A 21259-nucleotide genomic window follows, 5' to 3' on the forward strand; every position below is an offset into this window, starting at 1 on the left:
GTAGACATGACGCATGACCTCAAGCACTCAGATCCAGCTCGTCAGCCGCCCCACGGGATGGCCCACGCACGAGAACTTCCGTACCGCCGTGATGGAGCTCCCGGATATCGAGGAGGGCGAGATCCGGGTGGCCAACGAGTTCATCTCGGTCGACCCGTACATGCGGGGACGCATGAACGAGGGGCGCTCCTACATCCCTCCGTTCGAGTTGGGCGCGACCATGACCGGCGGCGCGGTGGGCCGCGTGGTCGAGTCGCGGTCCGACGATCACCCGGTCGGCGCGCTGGTGCTGCACGACCAGGGCTGGCGGGACATCGCGCAGGGGCCGGCGAAGCAGTTCCGCGTGGTGCCGGAGATCGAGGGCGTGCCGGCCTCTGCGCATCTCGGGATCCTCGGCACCACCGGGCTCACCGCGTACGTCGGGCTCATGCACATCGCGCGATTCACGGCCGGGGACACGGTGTTCGTCTCGGGCGCGGCCGGCTCGGTGGGGTCCGCGGTCGGTCAGATCGCCAGGCTCGAGGGCGCGTCCAAGGTCATCGGTTCGGCCGGTAGCGCGGAAAAGGTGGCGACCGCCGTCGAGCGGTACGGGTTCGACGCCGCGCTCAACTACAAGGACGGTCCGGTCCGCACGCTGCTGCGCGAGTACTTCGGTGATCAGGACGGCGAGGGGATCGACGTCTATTTCGACAACGTCGGCGGTGACCACCTCGAGGCCGCGCTTGACCTGATGAACGACGAGGGCCGCATCGCGGCGTGCGGGGCGATCAGCTCCTACAACGCCACCGGGCGCACTCCCGGACCGGACAATCTCTGGCTCGTGATCACGCGCCGGCTGACGATGCAGGGCTTCACGATCAACAAGAACATGGGCCACTACAAGGAGTTCATCTCCAAGGTCGGCCCCTGGGTGGCCTCCGGCGAGCTCGTCTTCGATGAGACCGTGGTGGAGGGGATCGACAACACAGTGGAGGCGTTCCTCGATCTGATGAAGGGGGCGAACGTCGGCAAGATGGTCGTCAAGATCTGAGGGTGTCGCCCTCCCGACCTGGGGGCGCGCCCTCCCTACCTGGGGTGGTGCACCGGCGCGCCTGGGTGGTGCGGCAGGGTGGTGGCCATGTCGACCCCGCCTCGCCGAGCCGTGTCCGCCGCCGCCCGCGTGACCGACGACGTGAGGCTGGCCCTTCGGCGGCGTCTCGATTCGGCGCGGGCGGCGGCCGATGCCCGCTGGGGTCGCCCTCGTGCGGAGTCGGGGCTGATCTACCTGGTCGCCCCGGCCGGGCACCCTAACCACGGCGACGAGCAGCTGCTCGCGGGGTGGTTGCGCTACCTGCGTCGTCACCGTCCGGGCGCGCCGGTGGTCGTGGACTGTCACACGCCTGGTCAGGCGGCGGTGCTGCACCACGGCGAGCACCCGGACGTGCTGTTCACCGACACCCTGTGGCGCCTCGCTGCCGAGCACGCCGGTCCCGCGGAGCCTCCCGCGTCCGACCGGGCCGCCGCCTCGGTCGAGTTCTGCCGCCGCGCGGTGGACGACCTCGGTACACGCCCGGTGCTGGCCTCCGGTATCAACCTGCTGCGGGGTGCGTCGGTGATCCACCTGATCGGCGGCGGATACGTCAACGACCAGTGGCCGCACCACCTCGGCGTGGTGGCCGGGGCGGGGGAGGCCGGGCGCCTGGGCGGGGCGAGCGTGGTGGCGACGGGGCAGGGCTTCGCGCCGTGCCACGACCCCGCCGTGCTGGCCGATGCTCTTCGTGGGTTCTCGCTGGTCACCGTCCGTGATGCCGCGTCGCGTGATCTGCTGTCGGGCACCGATGTCCCCGTCCGTCTGGTCGGTGATGACGGCTGGCTCGCCCTGTCCGGAGGGGCTGGGTTCGACGCGCCGGATCATCCGGTCTACTCCGATGATCCCGATGCCGCCCGCGAGCTTGTCGTGTGCGCGCAATCGGACCTCGTGGACCCCGCGGTGCTCGCCGACGCCCTCGCACGGATCCTCGCCGCGTGGAAGATTTCGGGGGGCCGGATCACCGTGGTGGAGTCGATCCCGGGCGGGGACCGGGTGGTGTGGGACCTGGTGTGTGCCCGCGCTGCCGCCGCGCGCGACCGGGCGCCCGGATCCGACGACGACAACACCGTCGACCCGGCCGATATCGCGGACCGGGTCGGCCCAGATCCTCTCGGTCACGCCCTCGCGGAACTCGATCTCTCGCAGGCGCGGTTCGTGCCCTTCCAGCAGGTGTGGGCCTCCGGCCTGCCTGCACGAGCAGGGCAGGTGTGGCTGAGTACCCGCTTTCATCCGCATTTGTTCGGGGCGGCCCGGGGCGCGTCCGGCCTGGTGCTACGCGGTGGGACCGGCTATTACGACGTCAAACATGGCTCGTTGGTTGCGGCGGGATCGCCGTGGGGCACTGTGGACGCGGGCGAGGTCGCCGCCGGTGCCGAGGTCCCGCCGCTGCCCGCGGGTGGCGGATTCTCCGAGCCGGCCGTCGATGCGCTGATCTCGGCGGCGGAGGCTCTGGCAGACGACCTCTATCCGCGTCCCTGATTCCGGCGCCACGCCACCCCCGCCACCGCGAATCCGCTACTGCCCTCCAACCAGCCACCCCACCGCGAATCCGCTACTGCCCCTCAGCATCCGCTACCGCTGTAGGGGTAGCGGATCAGGAGGCGGCGTAGCGGATTTCGGGGAGGTGGAGAAATGTTTGTGCAACTTGTTGCATAGACAGCGGTGGGGCCGTACCGTTGGCCCGAGGGCGCTCACCGTCGCCCCTGGTCTGAAAGGTGTCCCGATGTCACTGCCTCCCATTCTGTCCGGCCCGCTCGCGGTCCCCGTCGTCGCGTCGCCGATGTTCATCTACTCCGGTCCCGAGCTCGTGGCCGCGCAGTGCCAGGCCGGCGTGATCGGCGCCTTCCCCTCGCTCAACGCCCGTCCGCAGTCGGCGCTGGCTGAGTGGCTCGACCAGATCACCGCGAGCAACGCCGCCTTCGCGGAGGCAAATCCCGACGCCTATGTGGCGCCGTTTGCCGTCAACCTGATCGTCCATAAGTCCAATGACCGGCTCGCCGAGGACCTGGCCACGGTCGTGAAGTATGAGGTGCCGATCGTCATCACCTCCCTCGGTGCGCGCGAGGATGTCAACGAGGCGGTCCACTCGTACGGCGGGATCGTGCTGCACGACGTGATCAACGACAAGTTCGCCCGGAAGGCGATCTCCAAGGGCGCGGACGGGATCATCGCCGTGGCGGCCGGAGCCGGTGGCCACGCCGGAACCCAGTCGCCGTTCGCGCTGGTCCGTGAGATCCGCGAGTGGTTCGACGGCCCGCTGCTGCTCTCCGGCGCCATCTCCCACGGTCGGTCGATCCTCGCCGCGCGCGCCGCCGGGGCCGACCTGGCCTACATCGGCTCGGCCTTCCTGGCCGCCGAAGAGTCCCGTGCCCCGGGGGATTACAAGCAGATGATCGTCGACAGCACCGCCTCCGACATCGTCTACAGCAACCTCTTCACGGGCATCCACGGCAACTACCTGCGCGGCAGCATCGAGGCATCCGGACTGGACCCGGACAACCTGCCCGAGTCGGACCCCACGGCAATGAACTTTGGATCCGGTGGCGACTCCGCGTCCAAGGCGTGGAAGGACATCTGGGGCGCCGGTCAGGGCGTCGGCGGAGTGTCGTCCACCGGTCCCGTGGCCGAGCTCGTCGACCGGCTGCGCGCGGAGTACCGCGAGGCCGTCGAGGAACTGGTCGAATCCACTGCCGCGGAGTCGGCCTCCGGCCAGGCAATCGCGGCCACCCGCGGCTGAGACTGAGGCTGAGACTGAGGGCGAGGGTGCACGAGTGTCACTGAAGTTCGCGATTCTCACCTCGCTCACCGAGCGGGAGGGGAGCGGGATCGAACTGGCTCGCCGGTTCGACAAGTCCATCGGGTTCTTCTGGCCTGCGACGCACCAGCAGATCTATCGCGAACTCGATCGCCTGGCCACCGCCGAGCTCATCCGCGAACTGCCTCAGGAGGGTCCGCCCCGGCGTGGCCAGCCCAGGCGGTTCGCGGTGACCTCGACCGGTCGGGCGTTGCTCGAGGAGTGGATCGGGGAGCTCGATGAGCCGGAACCACTGCGTGCGTCGCTCGCAGTCCGGGTCCGCGCGGCCGCGATCACGGGTCGGGTCGACGAGGTCCGCCGGGCACTCGAGCACCATCGAGAGCTGCGGAGGGAGCGGCTCGAGCAGTACCTGGGCATCGAGCAGCGGGACTTCTCGGCCGTCGACCCCACCGACGTGCGCGGAGTCCTCCAGCACCGCGTATTGACGCTCGGAATCGACGGCGAACGGTCCTGGCTGACCTGGTGTGGCGAGACCCTCCGAGTGCTGGACGGGCTCCCGCCCGGGGCGGATGCCCTCCTGGACCCCCTCTCGATGACGAGAGAATGACCCCCGGCCGCGTCGTCCGCGAAAGCTGCGTTCGCGATCTGACCTGTCAGGTGTGAAATGCACTGCGCCCCCACCTGACGGTGGGGGCGCAGTGCATGGTGCGGCCGGGTCAGCTGGCGCTATAGTCCCTTCATCAGCGGCATGAGCGGCGCGGGCGGCGTGGGCGGCGTGGGCGGCGTGGGCGGCGTGGCTGTGGCCGGGCAGCTCGTGTCGAGACGATCCGCCCTGGGGTCAGTCGACGGTCACCAGGATCTTGCCGTGGCTGTCGCCGGATTCCAGCAGCGCCAGGGCCTCGGAGGCCCGCTCGAGTGGGATCTCCTGCGAGACCCGCGTGATCACCCGTCCGTCGGCCACCATCGGCCAGACGTTGTCCACGACCTCCCGGCAGATGCCGGCCTTGCCTCCGGGACCGTCCACCGGGCGGGCCCGGAGATTGGTCGCGACGATCCCCGCACGCTTGGGGAGCAGTCGGCCCAAGTTGAGCTCACCCTTCACCCCGCCCTGCATACCGATCACGATGATCCGGCCATCGGGGGCAAGGGCCGCGATATTGCGGTCCAGGTATTTGGCGCCCATGACGTCCAGGATGAGGTCGACGCCCCGACCGCGGCCGCGGGCCTCGTCGTCGTCGGTCCATTCCTTGACCCGCTCGACGAAGTCCTCGTCCCGGTAGTCGATCGCCAGGTCCACGCCCAGGTCGCGACACATCTGGATCTTCTCCGGGCCGCCCGACGTGGTGGCGACGCGCGCGCCCAGGGCGCGGCACACCTGCACCGCGTGCGAGCCGATCCCGCCCGCGCCGCCGTGGATCAGGACGCGCGGAGCGCCGAGCTTCGCCTCGCCCCAGCGGGCGTCCGCGGCGAGCACCCCGCGGCCGAGGCCGCCCGTCATTACGAGGTTGGACCACACGGTGCACGCCACCTCCGGCAGCGTCGCCGCCTCGTGCAGCGACACGCCTGCCGGCACCGGCATCACCTGGGCGGCCGGGACCGCGACCTTCTCTGCATACCCGCCGCCGGCGAGCAACGCGCAGACCTCGTCGCCGACCGACAGGTGCTCCACGCCCTCGCCTAGGGCCGAGATCCGGCCCGAGCACTCCAGGCCCAGAATCTCCGACGCGCCGGGCGGAGGCGGATAGTGCCCTTTGGTCTGGAGGAGATCGGCGCGGTTGACGGCGGTGGCCGCGACATCGATGACGACCTCGCCGGCGTGGGGAGCGGGATCGGGAACCTCCGTGAGCCGCAGGGTGTCGGGTCCGGTGCTGTACTCGATGGCCTTCATGCTCACGACCGTAGTCGGGCCGGCGAGAGTCGGCAGACACGGAACAGGCACGGCCGGAGGTGTGTGCCCCCGTCGCGGTCCACTACGATGAGCAACGTCGCGGTGACGGTTCCACGTGGAACCGAGCGGTTGTGTGCTGATCGCAGCCCGCGGCGGGGAAGTGTGGCAGAGCGGCCGAATGCACTCGCCTTGAAAGCGAGCGTGCCTAAACAGCACCGGGGGTTCAAATCCCTCCACTTCCGCAGACGAGATGTCCCGGATCATCGAGGTGGATGGTCCGGGACATCGTCCGTTCGCGCAGCGTGCGCGGGGTTTCGATAGGTCTACGGGGCTACCGTGCGGGCGGAGTCCATCGCGCCGAGGTGCGTGTCGAAGGCCTCGACGAACGTCCTGCCGTAGCCCGGTAGCGCCGCCGGGTCGTAGACGATTCCGAAGCTGGTCCGCGAGCCCAGGATGAGGATGGTCACCGAGAACGAGTAGCCCACCAGCGGGGACAGGGCCGTCAGCCTCGCGATCGGTGCGCCGAGAACCGTGCGGACCCGCGTGAAGCCCGGGTTGATCCCCACGTGGATATCGGGCGACATCTTCTTCATCGACGCGCCGGAGAGCAGTCGAAAGATCGGCCACGGCGCGCGCGGGGCGTCGTCGGCGGCCGCGAGGTACAGGGCCATCGAGTCGTCCTCGATCCGGGTGAGCTGCTCGCGGATCCGCGGTAGCTGCGCGGACACCGAGTCCTGGTCGCCTGACAGGGTGAGCAGGGACACCGCGACCGCATTGCCGGTGTGCCGGAAATCCTTGTCCAGGGTCACCGGCAGCGTGACGCGGATGTTCTCCGAGCGGTCGGCGGTGGGAGGCGCCGTGCTCAGGGCCGCGCCCACTGCGGCGAGCACGAACTCGTGCGGCGTCGCGCCGGCCCGTTTCGCCGCACGGCGCAGCTCTCGCGTGGACACGCTGTGCCACGCGACCTCGCGCCGACGGTCCTCGGTGAGGGCAGGCCAGCGGCGCCCCTGCTCGCCGTCGGCCCAGGCGTCCTCGAATGCCGTCTTGGCGGTCCTCAGGGCCTCCTTCTCAATCCCGCTGATCGAGAACCTGGGGCTGGTGGCGAATCTGTCGAACTCGGACAGGTCCTCATCGCTGCCGTCGGCCAGGAGGGCGGAGAACGCCGCGCCGGCGATCCCGTCGGACAGGCTGTGGTGCACGCGCACCAGGAGATACTGCCGATCGTCGGCCCGGTCCTCAGTGCCTGCCACGCTGAGCAGGGTGATGTGCCAGAACGGGAGCCCGCGGGGAAGGGGCTCGCCCATCAGCCGGCCGATCGCCTCGTGGAGTTCGGCCTGGTCCGCAACGTCCACGGCGGTGACCTGGAGTTCCGGGGAGATCTCCGCGACCTGGAGCATCCGGGGGCGGGTCCACCTGCCGCCCGTGATGCCGGTCCGGAACAGGTCGTAGCGCGAGGCGCGGTCGGCGACGCGGCTGCGGACCGTGTCGAGATCCAGACGGCCGACCGGCCCCGGATCGACCTCGAGGAGCATCGCCCAGTGCATCGGGCGACTGGGGGTGTCCAGGTGGAGGTAGGTGTGATCCGGTGGCCCGAAGGTGATGGACGAGGCCTGGCTCATGCCGGCTGATCCGCGGGCTCGGTGCGCCGCGAGCGGACCAGATCGACCAGCTCGCCAACTGTAGAGGTCTCGAGCATTTCGCGCTCCGACAGACGCACGCCCAGGCGCTCCTCGATGGAGACCACGCCGATGGCGAAGCCGACGGAATCGAGCCCCAGGTCCTCGACGAGCCGCGATGACGAGCTGGCTTGATCGAGGAGGAGGTCGAGGTCCTCGGTGAGGATATCTTGCAATGCGCTTTCGATGTGGTCGGGCATGGAGCCTCCTGAGCTGGAGTTATGGTGGCGATCTCGGTCAATTTCGGACCGTCAGAGTGGTGTGGATCACCGGAAACGGTACTAGCGCTTGGCGCGCAAAGCAAGGTATACCTTGCCTAACTTAGGGATGCCTAACCTGTTGCTGCGTCCACTACATTAAAGAGCGAATGAGGGTTGATCCAGCGCGTGTCTACTTTTGTTGAGAAATGGCTGAACGGTCCGGTTCCCACGGACTGTGGGCTGCACAGTGGTGAGGATCCGGCAGACCTCCGCTACCGGTCGTGGGCCCGGCTCAGGCAGGACGCGCGGACCCTCGCGGCGGGGCTGGCGACCGCTGATGTGGGGCACGGCGGACGGGTCGCGATCCTCGCCGATGATCCGGGTGACGTGGCCGATCTCGTCCAGGCGACCTGGACCCGGGGAGCGGCGTTCACGATGCTCCACCAGCCGACTCCGCGGGCGGATCTCGAGACGTGGCTCGAGGACACTCGCGCCGTGATCTCCCTGCTCGGGGCCGATGTCCTCGTGGTGGGCGGGATCTTCGCCGACTCCCTGAACGGACAGGACGTCGGCACCCGGGTGGTGAGCGTCGCCGATCTCGTGGCGGCCGGCGAGGCGGGAGAAGGACCGGATATCGCTCCCGTGCCGGTCGTGGCCGACGACGTGGCGATCCTCCAGCTGACCTCGGGCAGCACCGGGATCCCCAAGGCCGTCGTCATCACCTTCGGCAACGTCGAGGCGAACCAGGACGCCATGACGAGTGCACTCGAGCTGACCGATAAGGACGTGACCGTCAGCTGGCTCCCGCTGTTCCACGACATGGGGATGATCGGTCTGCTGCTCATGCCGATGCTGGCGGGGATCGCCGCGGTGATCACCACGCCACGGGCGTTTCTGGTCAAGCCCCAGGTCTGGGCGGAACTCATCGACCGATACCGGGGGACCTGCACCGCGGCACCGAACTTCGCGTACGCACTGCTGACCAAGCGGCTCCGACGTGCGGACGACGGGGCGTTCGACCTGTCGTCGCTGCGGATCGCGATCAACGGTGCCGAGCCGATCGATGCGTCCTCGATGCACACCCTGCTCGCCGAAGGCGCCCGGTTCGCCCTCGCCCCCGAGGCGCTGATGCCCTGCTACGGCATGGCCGAGACCACCCTCGCCGTGTCCTTCGACTCGCTCACGGACCACTTCACCGCGGACACCATAGATGCCGGTGCCGCCGAGACGAGCGGCGAGATCCGCCACGTCGTCCAGGAGGGGGCCCGCACGCAGACCCACGTCCGCGTCGGAAAGCCGGTGCCGGGAATCGAGGTGACGGTCACCGACGAGGGGCAGTCGCTCCCCGCGGGACGGATCGGCACGCTGATGGTCCGCGGTGCCGCCGTGACCGCCCGCTACCTGGGTCCCGACGGTTTCGCGGACGCTGTCGACGCCGACGGCTGGCTCGACACCGGCGACCTCGGGTACCTAACCGACACCGGTGAAGTGGTGGTGACCGGACGGAAGAAGGACGTGATCATCGTCTCCGGCCGAAATATCGCACCGGCCGTGATCGAGCGCGCGGCCTGCGCGGTCGAGGGGGTTCGCCCCGGCAACGCCGCCGCCGTGCCGTATCCCCGGCCCGACGGGCGCGAGGGGATCGCGGTGATCGCCGAGATCGACTCGACGATCGCACACGACGACCACGCGGCCGACCAGCGGATCCACGACGAGATCGTGCGCGCGGTCTTCGATGCGGTCGGTGTGCCCGTGTCCGTCGTGACCCTCATCGGCAAGGGCGAGATGCCCAAGACAACCTCGGGCAAGATCCGCCGCCACGCCGCCGCCGGCCTCGTCACGGTGGCCGGCGCATGATCGGCGCAGACCGGGTCGGTGGGCTGGCCGACGGATTCGCTCCCCACCCCGACGCGGCAGCCCACCGCTACAGCGAGGCCGGACTATTCGACGGCCGGGCCCTGTGGCAGATTGTCAGCGACGCTGCCCGGAGCAACCCGGACGCGCCCGCCGTCACCGACGCCGGTACCGACGGACCCCGGACCCTGACCTACTCCGAGCTCGACGACGCCGCCCGCTCCAGAGCGGCCGGGCTTGTCGCCGCCGGACTCGAACCGGGCGACCGGGTGGTCCTGCAGCTGAACAACTCCGCGGCGTTCGCGATCACGCTGCTCGGGCTCCTACGCGCCGGGGCGGTTCCCGTGATGACGTTGCCCGCGCACCGCATCAGCGAGATCAGTCATCTGGCCTCGAGCGTCGACGCGGTCGCCTACATCACCGAGGACGCCCGTCGCGGCTACGACTACAGGGAACTCGCCAGCACGCTCAGGGACCGGGTGCCGGGACTGCGTCAGGTCTTCATCGACGGCGACCCCGGCGACCACCTCCCGATCCCGGACGCGGACCCGGCGGAGATCGACCTCCCGGAACAGATGGACCCCGAGCTCCCGGCACTGCTGCTGGTCTCCGGCGGTACCACCGGTCTGCCGAAACCCATCGCTCGCACGCACAACGACTACGTCCTCAACGCCGTGCTGTCCGCAGAGGTCACGCGGCTGGGAGCCGGCGACGTCTACCTGGCCGCGCTGCCCGCCGCGCACAATTTCCCGCTGGCCTGCCCCGGGATCTTCGGGACGTGGGCCGTCGGCGGCCACGTGGTGATGACGGACAACCCCAGCCCGGACTCGGCGTTCGACGTGATCGAGGCGCACGGGGTCACCGTCACCGCGCTCGTGCCGGCATTGGCACAGGTCTGGACCGCGGCCACGGAGTGGGAACCGGCCGATGTCTCGTCGTTGCGACTGCTGCAGGTCGGGGGCTCCAAGCTCGGTCAGGCCGATGCGGAGGCACTCGACGCCGCGCTCGGCCCGATCGGCCAGCAGGTGTTCGGCATGGCCGAAGGGCTGATCTGTTACACGCGCCTAGACGACCCGCGCGAGCTCGTCCACCGGAGCCAGGGCGCCCCGATGTCGGAGTTCGACGACGTCCGGGTCGTCGACGAGAACGGCGACGACGTGCCCGACGGCGCGGAGGGCGAACTCTTGGTCCGCGGCCCGTACACGATCCGCGGCTACTACCGCGCAGGCGAGCAGGCCGCGAACAGCTTCACCCCGGACGGCTACTACCGCTCCGGCGACGCGGTCCGTCGGCTCGCGGGCGGGTATCTCACGGTGACCGGCCGGATCAAGGACACCGTCGTGCGTGCCGGCGAGAACGTGGCCGCCGACGACGTCGAGGAGAACCTCACCGCGCACCCGTCGATCAGGCAGGCCGCCGTGGTGGGCGTCCCCGATCCGGACCTGGGCGAGAGGATCTCGGCTCTCGTCGTGGTCTCGCACGACCATCCACCGGGCCAGCCCATCGAACTCTCCGAGGTGCGCAGATTCCTCACCGGCCGCGGACTGGCCGCCTTCAAGCTGCCCGACGAGGTGCACACCGTCCCCTCATTGCCGGTCACCGCTATCGGCAAGGTCGACAAGAAGGCGCTGCGCGCCGAACTGCAGAAGGAGAACGCATGACCATCACGCCTTCGAACACCGACCTTCTCGACGTCCGCGCGGAAATCGCCGCCGTTCTCGGAGTGGAGACCGACTCCCTCGACCCGGGCAGCGACCTGGTGATGCACGGGTTGGACTCCCTACGCATGATGAAGCTGGCCGGGCAGTGGCGCAAGCGTGGGTACGACGTGGACTTTGCGCGCCTGGTCGCCGACCCCACGATCGAGGCCTGGACCGACCTCCTCGGTGACGCCGCTGTTTCAGGGGAGGACGACAACAACAACGACAACGACAACGACGACGTCGATGCAGACGCTGACGTTGTTGTCGTCGTCGACTCCTCGATCTCCGCCTCCTCCGACACCTCGACACCTGGCGAGGGAGACGAGCCGACCGACGCCGACCGGTTCCCCCTCGCACCGATGCAGCACGCCTACTGGGTCGGGCGCTCGGACTCGCACGCCCTCGGCGGCGTGGCCGCGCACCTCTACCTCGAGTTCGACGGCGACCGGATCGCCGGGGACGACGCCGCGGACAGGTTCACCACGGCCGTGACCGCACTGGCCGACCGGCACCCCATGCTCCGCGCCTGTGTGCACCCCGACGGGACCCAGAGCATCGGCGCTTTACACCCGCAGAGCTGCGCGGTCCATGACCTCCGCGCCGCGACCGCCGAGCAGGCCGAGGCCGAGCTCGACCGGCGTCGGGCCGAGGGCACCCACAGGATGCTCCCGGTCTCAGAGGGCGGCATGTTCCGCGCCGAACTGACCCTCCTGCCCGGCGGGCGCAGCCGCATCCACCTCGACGTGGACATGCTCGCCGCCGACGCGATGAGCTTCCGGGTCCTCACCGACGACCTCGCCAGGCTCTACCTGGGCGAGCATCTTCCCCCGCTGCGGAGCACGTACGCCGGGCTCGGTGCCGCCCGCACGGCGGATCGTGCCACGGAGTCCGACCTCGCCTGGTGGCGTGAGCGGATCCCCACCCTGCCCGGGGCACCGGAGCTGCCGACCGTCGACACCGCAGGCGACGCTCGGACCGTCCGCCTGGACCACCGCATCGACGCCGCCGACAGGGCCCGCCTCGAGGAGTACGCGCAGCGCCACGGCGTGACCCCGGCCGCTGCGGTGGCCGCCGCCTTCGCCGAGGCCGTGGGCACCCACGCAGCCTCGCCCCGGTTCTTGCTCACCGTCCCGATGTTCGACCGCGACGCCGCCGACCCGCACGGCGAGCACCCCGACCTCGAGCGCGTGGTGGGGGATTTCACGTCCTCACTGGTCGTCGCCGTGGATCTCAGCCGTCCCGCCACGCTCGCCGAGCGCGCCGCCGAACTGCGCCGCGAGATGCGCGACGCGTCGGTGCACGGCTCCGTCAGCGGTCTCGAGGTGCTCCGCGAGCTGAGCCGCCACCACGGCGAGCCGGTCGTGTCCCCCGTGGTGTTCACCAGCGCGCTGGGGCTCGGCGAGCTGTTCTCGCCGGCCGTCACCGAGCAGTTCGGCGAGCCCTCCTGGATCGTGTCCCAGGGGCCGCAGGTGCTGCTGGACGCGCAGATCACCGAGGTCGCCGGCGGGCTGCTGCTCAACTGGGACGTCCGCACCTCCGAACTGCCGGCTGGCGTCGCGGAGGCGATGTTCGCGCACTACGTCCGGACCCTGGACCAGCTCATCGCCGGCGACTGGGACTCTCCGGCACCCGCCGCCGTCGACGCCGCGACCCTCGACGCGCGGCGCGCCACCGAATCTCCGCTGCCTGAGACCGGGGTGTTCGACGGCACCCTGCACGGCCGCTTCCTCGCCGCTTCAGGCGACCGCGCCGACGCCCCGGCCGTGATCACCGACGCCCGCACGTGGTCCCACGCCGAGCTCGCCGCGCAGGCCCGCGCGATTGCCGGCGCCCTGCTCGACGTGGGGGTCCGCGCCGGTGACACGGTGGTGGTGAACCTGCCCCGCGGCGGGGAGCAGGTCGCCGCCGCGATCGGTGTCCTCATCGCCGGCGCCGCCTACGTGCCCGTCGCCCCGACCCAGCCGCAGGCGCGTCGCGAGCGAATCGCCGCCGTGGCCGAGCCGGCCGCTGTGCTCACCGATCGCCCCGGCGCGTGGGCCGGGAGCCGCGCGCCGGTGCTGGATATCGACGCCGCCTCCGCCCACCACCCGGTGCCTGCTAGCCGGCCCGGTGTCAGTGGCGAGCACCTCGCGTACGTGCTGTTCACCTCGGGGTCGACCGGCCAGCCCAAGGGCGTCGAGGTGCCGCACCGCGCGGCCGTCGCGACCCTCACCGACCTGGTCGGTCGCCTCGGCCTGGGCGCGGGAGATCGCACCCTGATGGTGTCCTCGCTCGAGTTCGACCTGTCCGTGTTCGACATCTTCGCGCCGTTGGCCGTCGGTGGCGCCGTGGTGGTGCCCACCGAGGTCGGGAAGGACGACGACGACTCCCGCGGCCCGTCCACTCCCGGAGCGCGCGTGGACGACTGGGTCAGACTGCTCGACCAGCACGAGGTCACGCATCTGAACTGTGTGCCCTCGATCCTCGGGATGCTGCTGGACCTGGGGCCGCTCCCACCGTCGGTGCGTGAGGTGATCATGGGCGGCGACAAGGTGGAGGCCTCGCTCATCACCCGCGTGCGCGAGCAGTCGCCGCATTGCCGGGTCGCCGGCCTGGGCGGTGCCACGGAGACCGCGATCCACTCGACCTACTGCGGTCCCGACGCCGTGCCCGCCGGCGCGACCTTCGTGCCGTACGGATTCCCGCTGGCCGGGGTCCGGTGCCGGGTGGTCGACGAGCGCGGCAACGACCGACCGGACCTCGTGCCCGGCGAGCTGTGGATCGGCGGTGCCGGCGTGGCGTCGGGCTACCGCGGCGACCGGGAGCGCACGGCCGAGCGGTTCGTCGAGCACGACGGCGAGCGCTGGTACCGCACCGGCGACGTGCTCCGCTACCTTCCCGGGGGCTTCCTCGACTTCCTCGGTCGCGCTGACCACATGGTCAAGGTCCGCGGGTATCGCGTCGAACTGGGTGAGGTCGAGGCCGCACTGCTGCGCGCGCCGGGCGTGACGGGGGCCGTCGCGTGGTCGGACGGGCGCGACCTGCGCGCCGCGGTGGCTCTCGCCGAAGGTGCTGAGTCACCGCTCGCCGAGAGCCCTGAGAGCGCCGGGGCGGTGACCGCTGAGGATCTCCGTGCCGGGCTGGCCTCCGAGCTGCCGCCGCACATGATCCCCCGCACGGTGTCGGCGCTCGCCGAGCTGCCGCTGACCGGGAACGGCAAGTACGACCGGGCGGCGGTCGCGGCGCTCACCGAGCCCCCGGAGCGTGATGCGGGTACCGCCCCGCGGACGCCGCTCGAGGAGGTCCTGGTGGACGTCCTCGCCGGTGTGCTCGGCATGAGCGGAGTCGGTGTCCACGACGACTTCCTCGATCTGGGTGGGGACTCGCTGCAGGCCACCCGGTTCGTCGCGGAGCTGCGGGACTGGCTCGAGCTCACGGACCTGACGGTGGCCGACGTGTTCTCCCGGCGCACCGTGGCCGCGCTCGCCGAGCACATCGCCGGACTCGGCGAGGCGGCAGGAGGGGGACTGGACGCGGCGGTCGCCGACTATCTCGAGATCAGCGCGATGTCGGACGCCGAGGTGGCCGCCGAGCTCGCCGAGCTCCCGCTGCTCGACCGCATCACTGACGAGCCCATGGACCCCGAGACCCACGCTCCCGTCATCCACCCGTGGCTGACGCACCCCAAGTCCGTGTTCTGGGAGATGCTCGAAGCCACCCGCGACGACGTGGTGACCCTCATCCGCCATGCCGAGACGGGCGCACCCCACGGAATGCGGCTCGGCTACGTCGACGGGATTCCGCAGTTCCTGTTCGAGCTGTACGACCCGGCGGTCAGCGAACTCGCCGACCCCGCCTCGGGATACGTGGCGGCCGAGGGGGACATCGGCATGCATCTACTCGTCGCCCCGAGTGACGTCCGCACCCCCGGGTTCACCACCGCCGTGATGCTCCACATCATGCGCACCGCGTTCACCGTCGCCGGTGTCCGCCGCGTCGTGGTGGAACCCGACGTGCGCAACACCCACGTCCATCAGCTCAACGCGGCGGTCGGCTTCACCGTCGCCGGCGACCACCCGGTCGGGAACAAGATCGCCCGGCTGAGCTACTGCCTGCGGGAGGACTTCATGCGTCTCACCGACGGCGGCCGTCGACCGGCGCCGCAGGCCGGTCAGGCGGGCCAGGCGGGCCAGGCGGGCCAGGCCGGCTCCACTGTGGATGCTGAGGCCTGATCCGTGGGGACGACATCGCTGACCACCGCGGAGGCCTGGGACACGTACCGACTCCGGCTCACCCGCAAGATCCTCTCCGAGCTGAGCCACGAGCGGTTCCTGACGCCGCTGCGTGTGGACGCCGACACCTACGTGGTGCGGTCCGACGACGGCGCCACCGAGTATTCGTTCACCGCCCAGGTTCTCGCGCTGGACTCGTGGTGCATCGACGAGGCGAGCATCCGTCGCACCGTTAACGGCACCCCGGTCCGCCCGGACCCGATCGCCCTGATCGCCGACTTCGGCACCACCCTGGGGCTGACTGGGCAGGACACCGCCGGACAGGGGACCGCGGGGCGGGGCTCAGTCGGTGAGGGCGCAGCTGGCCAGGGCCGTCCCGGCGAAGAGCTGGCCGCGTATCTCGAGGAACTCACCCACACCCTCGCGCTCGGGGCGGATCGCCCGGCGGAGCGCAGGATCCCCGTGGCGGAACTGGCGGCGGGTTCCGCGGACCCCGTCGCCGGATTCCAGGCCGTCGAGGCGGCCATGACCGAGGGGCACCCGTGCTTCATCGCCAACGCGGGCCGGATCGGGTTCACCACCGATGACCTGCCCCGATACGCGCCCGAACACGGTGGGACCACGCCGCTGAACTGGCTCGCGATCCGGGCCGAGCACGTCACCTTCGCCGCGATGGACGGGGTCGGCTACGACGAGCTGATCGACTCCGAGCTCGGGCCGCAGCAGCGGGCCGCCTTCGCCGCGACTCTCGCAGGTCGTGGACTCGACCCGGCCGCGTACCGGCTACTTCCCGCCCATCCCTGGCAGTGGCGGTCCACAGCGGCGCGCCTGTTCGCTCGCGAGATTGCCGACGGCGAGATCGTCGACCTGGGGCCCGGGGCCGACGAGTACCAACCGCAACAGTCGATCCGCACGCTGTTCAACCGCACCGAACCGACCCGCCGCTACGTCAAGGTCTCGCTCTCCATCACCAACATGGGCTTCACGCGAGGAATGTCCGCGGACTACATGAGCAGCACCCCGCTCATCAACGACTGGGTACACAGCCGGATCGGCGGGGACGAGTACTTGCGGTCGATCGGCTTCGAGGTCCGCTACGAGGCAGCGGCGATCGGCTACCGCAACCCCGCGATCCAGGCCGTCACCGCGCCGGGATCGGAGTACCGCAAGATGCTCGCCGCACTCTGGCGCGAGTCGCCGGTCGGGGTCCTGCGGGAGGGCGAGCAGTTGGCCACTATGGCGTCGCTTCTGCACGTCGACCACCTCGGCCACCCGATGATCGGCGCGCTCATTGCCCGTTCCGGGCTGACCCCAAGGCAGTGGCTCAGCCGCTACCTCGAGGCCTACCTGCACCCGGTCATCTATCTGCTCTACGCGCACGAACTGAAGTTCTCGCCACACGGCGAGAACCTCATTCTGGTGCTGGTCGAGGGCGCAGTCACCCGGGTGATCCTCAAGGACATCGGCGAGGAGGTGTTCATCCTCGGCGAATGCTCCGACCTCCCGCCTGAGGGGGAGCGGGCTCAGGCGAGCGAGCCGGATTCCACCCGCAACCTGGGCATCCTCTCCGACGTTTTCGACGACTTCTTCCGGCCCCTGGCCTGCGTCCTGCACGGGCACGGACTGCTCACCGACGACGAGTTCTGGGACGAGGTCGCCGCGAGCGTGGACGCCTTCCAGTCCGCCCACCCCGCACTGGCCGACCGCTTCGCCCGCTGGGACCTGTGGGCGCAGACCTTCGGTGCCATCCATCTCAACCGACTACAGATCGGCAACCGCACACGCATGGTCGACCACGACGACTCCTACGCCTCGATGGTCGCCGCCGGCCACGAGCTGGCCAACCCCATCGCCGGCCGACGTCCGACGCCGACCACCCCGCACTCCACCCTGGCGGGCGTTCGATGACCCGGCCGCGCAGTGAGATCCTGCGCGACGACTGGGGCATCCCGCACGTGTGGGGCGAGACCCCGGCCGACACCCTCCACGGGCAGGGCCGGGCCTGCGCACTCGATCGCGCCTGGCAGATCGAATTCATGAGACTGCGTGCCGAGGGCCGCACCGCCGAGGTGTTCGGGACCGTGGCCGTGGAGTGGGACCGCTTCGCCCGTCGGGCCGGACTGCACCGGTCCGCGCGCGCGATCTACGACAAGTCCTCCCCGCGCACGCGGGAACTCCTCGAGGCGTACTCCGACGGCGTCAACAGCGCACTGGACGAGGCCAGCGCGGTGGAACTCGAGGAACTGGACCACCGGCCCAGGCCGTGGCAGCCCTGGACCCCGATCAGCGTTTTTCTGATGCACAACATCCTGTTCGGGCAGTTCCCCAACAAGCTCTGGCGGGTCCAGGCCGCGCGCGCCTTTGGACGAGACGGGCTGCGGATGTTCGAGTTCGAGGGCGGGGTCGAGCTGTCTGAGACCATGCCCGGCCTCCCGGACGAGGAGTTCATCAAGCTCGTCCTGGCCGAACTCGCGGGAGGAGCGACCGGGGGAGGCGACGGGTCGGTGTCGTCGTCGTCCGGGTCTTCTACTGCGGCTCCCGGCGCACCGACGCCGGTCGGCGCACCGATGGCCACCGGCGCTCCGACGCCGGTCGGCGCACCGACGCCTGCCGTCGCCCACGGCGCCGCGGGGTCCGGCAGCAACGCCTGGGGCGTCACCTCCGCCCGCACGGCGACCGGCGCGGCGCTCATCGCCGGCGACCCGCACCGCTTCCTGGAACTCCCGGGGCTGTACGTGCAGTGCCAACTCGCGTGCCCGGAGTTCGACGTGGTGGGCTTCGCCTTTGCCGGCGTGCCCGGGGTGCCGCACTTCGCGCACGCCGGTGACGTGGCGTGGGCGATCACCAACGCGATGGGCGACTACCACGACCTCTACCTCGAGCGACTCACCCGGACCGACGACGGCGTGGTCGCGCAGTCGCCAGAGGGCACCGCGCAGACGACCGAGGACACAGCGCAGTCGCCCGAGTGCACCGCGCCGGCGCAGGTGTGGACCGAGACGATCGACGTGCGCGGCGGCGAGTCCGTGGAGCTGGAGATCATCGTGACCGGGAACGGGCCTGTGGTGCTCGGCGGGGTGGACGAGCCGCATGCGATCAGCCTGCGGACGCCGATGCTCGCCGACGTCGAGGGCTACGGCTTCGACGCCGCCCTCGACCTGCTGTTCGCGAGCACGATCGACGAGGTCGAGCAGGCGCTCGCCGGATGGGCGGAGCCGGTCAACCGCGTGGTGATCGCCGATGCCGCGGGCGACGTCCGCCAGCACCTGGTCGGCGCCATGCCCCGACGCGCCCCGGAGAACTACTGGCTGCCCGTCCCGGGCTGGGACGCCCGGCACACCTGGACCGTCATCGACCACGGATCGGTGACCGACCCCGCCACCAGCGGCCGGGCGACGGACCACGCGGTGATCGCGAACCAGCGCACCCACTCCCGGCCGTGGCTGCAGCCGCTCACCACCGAGACCGCCGGCCCCGCCCGCTTCGAGCGGATCGAGGAACTGCTGACCGGGCGGGGCGAGGTCAGTCTCGAGGACTGCACCGAGATCTACCGCGATGTCCACCTGGGCGCCGCCACCGTCCTGCTGGACCTCCTGCGGTCGACGACCGACCTGAGCGAGCCAGCGGAGCGGGTGCGCACGCGCCTGCTGACCTGGGATCAGTCCATGGCCTCAGGCAGCACCGAGGCCTGGTTGTTCGGCTCCCTGCGCTCGCGGTTCGTCCGCGCACTGTCCGGGCACGAGGCGATGGCGGCACTCACCGCGCCGCACGGCTTCTCGTCCTTCCTCGACCCGTGGTTCGTCCCCGCGCCGCGCATGGCCGACGGCCTCGCCGCGGTGGTGACGCGCGTGCCGGGCGTGGACATGGTGCGGTGCCTCGCGGCGTGCCTGGATGAGCTGGCGGCGGAGACGGACGGCGGCGAGAGATGTCTGACCTGGGGTGATGTGCACCGTTTCACGCCGATCCACGGGTTCGACCTCATCGGCGCCACCCCGGCGCATCCCGAGATGTCGGCGCGGATCCGACCCGATCCGGTGCCGCTGGGCGGGGATTCGGACTGCGTGTTCGCCAACGCCGCCGCGGTGGGCTTCGGCGACGTCTGCCGGCTCGGCTCGGCCGCGCGCTACGTCTGGGATCTCGCCGAGCGGGACCGCAGTGTGTGGTCGGTGCCGATGGGTGCCGCCGGGCATCCGGACAGTCCGCATTTCCAGGATCAGTTGTCGAGCTGGGCGGTGGGGGACGCCGTTCCAGTGGTCAGTGACTGGCAGCGCCTGCGCGCGGGGCGGACCGATTCGGTCGCCCGCGACCGCGGCGGAGATCTGGTCGCCGAGGCGACCGCGACAGTGGGGGAGGACCGATGACCAGTTCCGTGACCGACCCGCGGGCCGCGCGGAGGGAACTGCTGCGTCGACGACGCCAGCAGGCCGGCTCGGCGCCGGCGGCCGTGGAGTCGCCGGGTAAGACGCACGCCTCTACAAATGTCGTGTCGGCGGGGCTCGGTGTGGCCGAACGCCGGATGTGGCGGATCCACCGCCTGGACACCGCGTCGGTGTCCCACAACATCACCCTCGTGCTCTCCTGCCGCGGGGTGACCGCGGAGCAGCTCGTGGAGGGGGTCGAGGCCACCGTGCGCGGCGCCGAGGTGCTGGGGTCGGTGATCGTCGACGACGACAGGAACAACGACGACAACGCCGCCGCCGGCACACCCCGTCGCGTCCCGCGGGAGGCATCGGGCCAGTGGATCGTCCCGGGCACACGCTGGGGTCTGGGCGTGGCGGGACCCGGCACCGTCGCGGGTGCCGGCGCTGTCGCGGGGGCCAGCACTACGGAGTCGGACGGCGGCACGGCCGCCGAGGTCGCCGCGCACCTGGCCCGCACGCCGTTCGACCTCACCGCGGAACTCCCGATCCGCGCCTGGGTGGACGGCAGCACACTCGTGCTGAGCGTCCACCACCTGGCGGTGGACGACACGTCGTGGCCGCTCCTGATCGGAGCGATCCTCGCGGGCCGCTGGCCCGGGCCGCAGCCGGATACCCCGGCAGGTCCGGCCGGTGCAGCTGGCGCAACCGGCGCGTCCGTGGAGGCCTCGCCCGAGCGGGTCGAGCGGGCCGTGGCGCACGCCCGCCGGACCTGGGCGGTAGAGGGAATCCGGTTCCCGCTCACAAGGCAGCTGCCGGACACCACTGCCGAGGACAGTTGGCTGGCCCCAGTCGACGAGGCCCCGGGCGCGCAACTGCGGCGTGACCTTGACCCGACCGACCTCGCGGCGTTCGCCGCGTTCGCCCCGACCGTCGGTGGCACCCCGAACGCGGCACTGGTCGCCCTGTGCGCGGTGTCGACCGCGGTCCTCACCGGCGCGGAAGACCTGGTGATAGCCGTCCCCGCCGACAACAGACGCCCCGGGCAGCCGCCGGACCGGGTCGGATACTGCGGCAACATCATCCCGATCCGGTTCACCTTCGACAGTTCCGGCACCACCGAGCAGGCGATGCGGGACTCGGTCGCGGCGATCTACGCCGCGATGGAGTTCACCGACGTGGACTTCGGTCCGATCCTCACCGCACTGCGCTCCAGCGGCGGCCGGTTCCCGGTCATGGAGGTGATGGCCTCGGTGCGACCGTCACCGATGCGGCACATCGAGACCCCGCCCGATGTCGAGGTGGACTACCGGTCCGTCTCGTCCGGGATCGCGCCCTATCCGTTGACCCTGGCGATCGAACTCGCCGGCCCGAGCCGGGCGCACCTGGAAGTCGACTACCAACACGGCACCGGCGAGGACGTCGCCGAGCGTGCCGCCGACGTCGTCTCCGATCTTCTGCATCGCATCCCGACCGACGGGCAGCAGCCGCTGTCGTCGTTGATCGATGCCCTAACCCATCCCCGCTTTCGACAGTGAGGCACCA

The 21259-nt window shown here is 70.7% G+C and carries 13 protein-coding genes and 1 tRNA gene; 11 read left to right on the forward strand and 3 right to left on the reverse strand.

Annotation, left to right across the window (positions count from 1 at the left end; genetic code table 11):
* The first annotated feature begins 13 nt into the window (after positions 1–13).
* The 4 genes from OPF83_RS08295 to OPF83_RS08310 all read left to right on the forward strand — a co-directional run bounded on the left by OPF83_RS08295 (position 14) and on the right by OPF83_RS08310 (position 4431).
* Positions 14–1030, forward strand: a complete 1017-nt coding sequence (locus OPF83_RS08295; protein ID WP_264886891.1) for an NADP-dependent oxidoreductase — start codon at positions 14–16, stop codon at positions 1028–1030.
* A gap of 87 nt (positions 1031–1117) precedes the next feature.
* Positions 1118–2548 (forward strand): polysaccharide pyruvyl transferase family protein, encoded by a 1431-nt coding sequence (locus tag OPF83_RS08300; protein WP_264886892.1) that lies wholly within the window; start codon positions 1118–1120, stop codon positions 2546–2548.
* 244 nt (positions 2549–2792) lie between these two features.
* Complete coding sequence (locus tag OPF83_RS08305) at positions 2793–3806, forward strand: nitronate monooxygenase family protein (RefSeq protein WP_264886893.1); 1014 nt, start codon at positions 2793–2795, stop codon at positions 3804–3806.
* 34 nt (positions 3807–3840) lie between these two features.
* Positions 3841–4431 (forward strand): PadR family transcriptional regulator, encoded by a 591-nt coding sequence (locus tag OPF83_RS08310; protein ID WP_264886894.1) that lies wholly within the window; start codon positions 3841–3843, stop codon positions 4429–4431.
* Positions 4432–4662: 231 nt separating this feature from the next.
* Here OPF83_RS08310 and OPF83_RS08315 read toward each other — a convergent pair whose 3' ends face one another.
* Entirely contained in the window at positions 4663–5712 is a 1050-nt protein-coding gene (locus OPF83_RS08315) for an NAD(P)H-quinone oxidoreductase (RefSeq protein ID WP_264886895.1), read from the reverse strand.
* A 156-nt stretch (positions 5713–5868) separates the two neighbouring features.
* Here OPF83_RS08315 and OPF83_RS08320 point away from each other — a divergent pair.
* Positions 5869–5954 (forward strand) — tRNA-Ser (locus tag OPF83_RS08320).
* Between the two features lie 81 nt (positions 5955–6035).
* On the opposite strand, the gene OPF83_RS08325 is transcribed toward OPF83_RS08320, so the two are convergent.
* Complete coding sequence (locus OPF83_RS08325; RefSeq protein ID WP_264886896.1) at positions 6036–7331, reverse strand: wax ester/triacylglycerol synthase domain-containing protein; 1296 nt, start codon at positions 7329–7331, stop codon at positions 6036–6038.
* Positions 7328–7630, reverse strand: a complete 303-nt coding sequence (locus OPF83_RS08330; RefSeq protein WP_264887009.1) for an acyl carrier protein — start codon at positions 7628–7630, stop codon at positions 7328–7330. The genes OPF83_RS08325 and OPF83_RS08330 overlap by 4 nt, the downstream gene beginning before the upstream one ends.
* Positions 7631–7774: 144 nt before the next feature.
* On the opposite strand from OPF83_RS08330, the gene OPF83_RS08335 reads away from it, so the two are divergent.
* Genes OPF83_RS08335 through OPF83_RS08360 form a run of 6 tightly spaced genes read left to right on the forward strand, consistent with a single transcriptional unit; the run spans position 7775 to position 21252 of the window.
* Positions 7775–9445, forward strand: coding sequence for a long-chain-fatty-acid--CoA ligase (locus OPF83_RS08335; protein WP_264886897.1), 1671 nt, complete (start codon positions 7775–7777; stop codon positions 9443–9445).
* Positions 9442–11103: a (2,3-dihydroxybenzoyl)adenylate synthase gene (locus OPF83_RS08340; protein ID WP_264886899.1), complete on the forward strand. Its 1662-nt coding sequence runs from the start codon at positions 9442–9444 to the stop codon at positions 11101–11103. Before OPF83_RS08335 ends, OPF83_RS08340 begins: the two co-directional genes overlap by 4 nt.
* Complete coding sequence (locus tag OPF83_RS08345; protein WP_264886900.1) at positions 11100–15356, forward strand: amino acid adenylation domain-containing protein; 4257 nt, start codon at positions 11100–11102, stop codon at positions 15354–15356. Before OPF83_RS08340 ends, OPF83_RS08345 begins: the two co-directional genes overlap by 4 nt.
* Before the next feature lie 3 nt (positions 15357–15359).
* The gene (locus OPF83_RS08350) at positions 15360–17264 is read left to right on the forward strand and encodes an IucA/IucC family siderophore biosynthesis protein (protein ID WP_264886901.1); all 1905 of its coding nucleotides are present in this window, start codon (positions 15360–15362) and stop codon (positions 17262–17264) included.
* On the forward strand, positions 17261–19717 hold the full coding sequence (locus OPF83_RS08355) for a penicillin acylase family protein (RefSeq protein WP_264886902.1): 2457 nt from the start codon (positions 17261–17263) through the stop codon (positions 19715–19717). Before OPF83_RS08350 ends, OPF83_RS08355 begins: the two co-directional genes overlap by 4 nt.
* Positions 19714–21252, forward strand: coding sequence for a peptide synthetase (locus OPF83_RS08360; RefSeq protein WP_264886903.1), 1539 nt, complete (start codon positions 19714–19716; stop codon positions 21250–21252). The genes OPF83_RS08355 and OPF83_RS08360 overlap by 4 nt, the downstream gene beginning before the upstream one ends.
* Positions 21253–21259: the final 7 nt, after the last annotated feature.

Origin of the sequence: Dietzia sp. NCCP-2495 (assembly GCF_026011735.1) — a bacterium.
Taxonomy (GTDB): Bacteria; Actinomycetota; Actinomycetes; order Mycobacteriales; family Mycobacteriaceae; genus Dietzia.